Here is a 1,669-nt window from a genome sequence, read left to right on the forward strand (position 1 = left end):
TATCCTTAATTATTCATACTTCCATGTGCCTAAGTAAACAAGGTTCAAATTCTATATTTTTTCAAATTATAAATATAGTTAAGCCCAAAATAACCATAAATTTGAGGAACGCAACTTTAAATACCAAAAAATGGCCATTTTTGGGCAGACTACCCCCTTGGGCTTACCATACTTTTAAAAAAATAGGTATTTGTATGTTTTATTCCAGTTTTAGTGCTTGAATTCGTTGAAGAACCTTCCAAAAGAACTTTTGGTACACAAAACTAGAGGACAATTTAAAGTAAAGGGAACGCCCAGATTTTACCAACTTACTAGCGACTTTAATAATTCTTGTGCGAATGGTATCGATTTGCATTGTCTTTTGTCCTTCTGGAAAGCAAAGTGTTCGAAGCCAGTTTGTTAGGTTATACGCTAACAAACTTAACATCATCTTTGCTTCATTTACTTGGAAGGAGTGGCTGTTCATTTTATCCAAATAAAAGCCATTTTTTGCTTCATCAATAAAGGTTTCCATCGTACCTCTTTTTTGGTAGGTATGAACGATATCCTTTGGTGTAAATGCATCGACCAGATTTGTGACGAAGAATGAATGAGTGAAAAATAGTTCTCCTGCTGGTCGAACGGATTGAATGATTATTCTTCTTGATTTAAACCATGATTTTGCTTGATAGTCAATTTCCTCATAATAGTGCTCTGACTTTGTTGCATCTGATGGCGCTGTTGCAGGGTGTAATTCATCTGCCATTCGCTGTAAAACAGCGTTAGACTTTAAACGAATGACATAATAAACAGATTCACGTTCACATAAGTCATACAAGGCTGGGACGGCAAAACCACTATCTGCACGTAAGAACGGTATTGTTTCTGGAAATTCTTCATTGTAATGTGTGATAAGGGGTTCTACAAAGTCCACAACACCATTGGAAGTATAGACATTTCCAGGGCGCAACTGTGCCTTTAAAAAGTCACGGGTTATCCCGTCAAATGCAACTAATGGATGAAATCCAACTGTACCATAATGGGTATTGTAAGCCGCAGACTCTTGTTTGCCATAGGTATCAGCATGAGTGGAATCTAGGTCAATAATGAGTGCCTTTGACTTTCTGAATTCATGAACCTTATCCAAGAGTGCTTGATTGGCTTGATTTAATTGTTCAATGGATTCTTTATCAAACCGTGTATAAAACCGTGATAAACTTGGTTGAGAAGCTAAAGCATCCGTTTCAATAACTTTTGTGAACACAGGGTCTTGAGTCAATTGATCCGCATCGTCATCTTCCGCATATCCAGCAATGATTTGGTAAATCTTTTGGCGGAGTAGTTCTTCATTCGAATGGTAATGGTATTTTCTTTCGTCATTTAAGTGAAGGTATTCAGCAATAGTCTTTAAGAATCCAATTTTCCTATCAAATTCTTTAAAGATGAATTCACCCGTATCGGAGGAAAGGGAACCTCCATCATTTGACAATTTAATTTGACGATTGAAATCTAGTGTTAATTGCGGTAAAGTAGCCATTATAAGAATCCTTTCTGTGGTTATTTTGTGGTGATTTAACTTTAACAGAAATGGATTCTTTTTTCATTTATTTGATGCATGACTAAATTAGCTGGATTCCTTGGTAGATATGCATTTTTAGGCGCTCAAGGATTTTTTATGAATAATTAAGGT

General features: G+C 35.9%; 1 protein-coding gene. It reads right to left on the bottom strand.

Annotated elements, in window-relative coordinates; translation table 11 throughout:
- Positions 1–199: 199 nt before the first annotated feature.
- Entirely contained in the window at positions 200–1,516 is a 1,317-nt protein-coding gene (locus KM885_RS17715) for an IS1380 family transposase (protein WP_047186544.1), read from the bottom strand.
- Positions 1,517–1,669: the final 153 nt, after the last annotated feature.

This window comes from Oceanobacillus caeni (assembly GCF_019037185.1).
GTDB classification, from domain to species: domain Bacteria; phylum Bacillota; class Bacilli; order Bacillales; family Amphibacillaceae; genus Oceanobacillus; species Oceanobacillus caeni.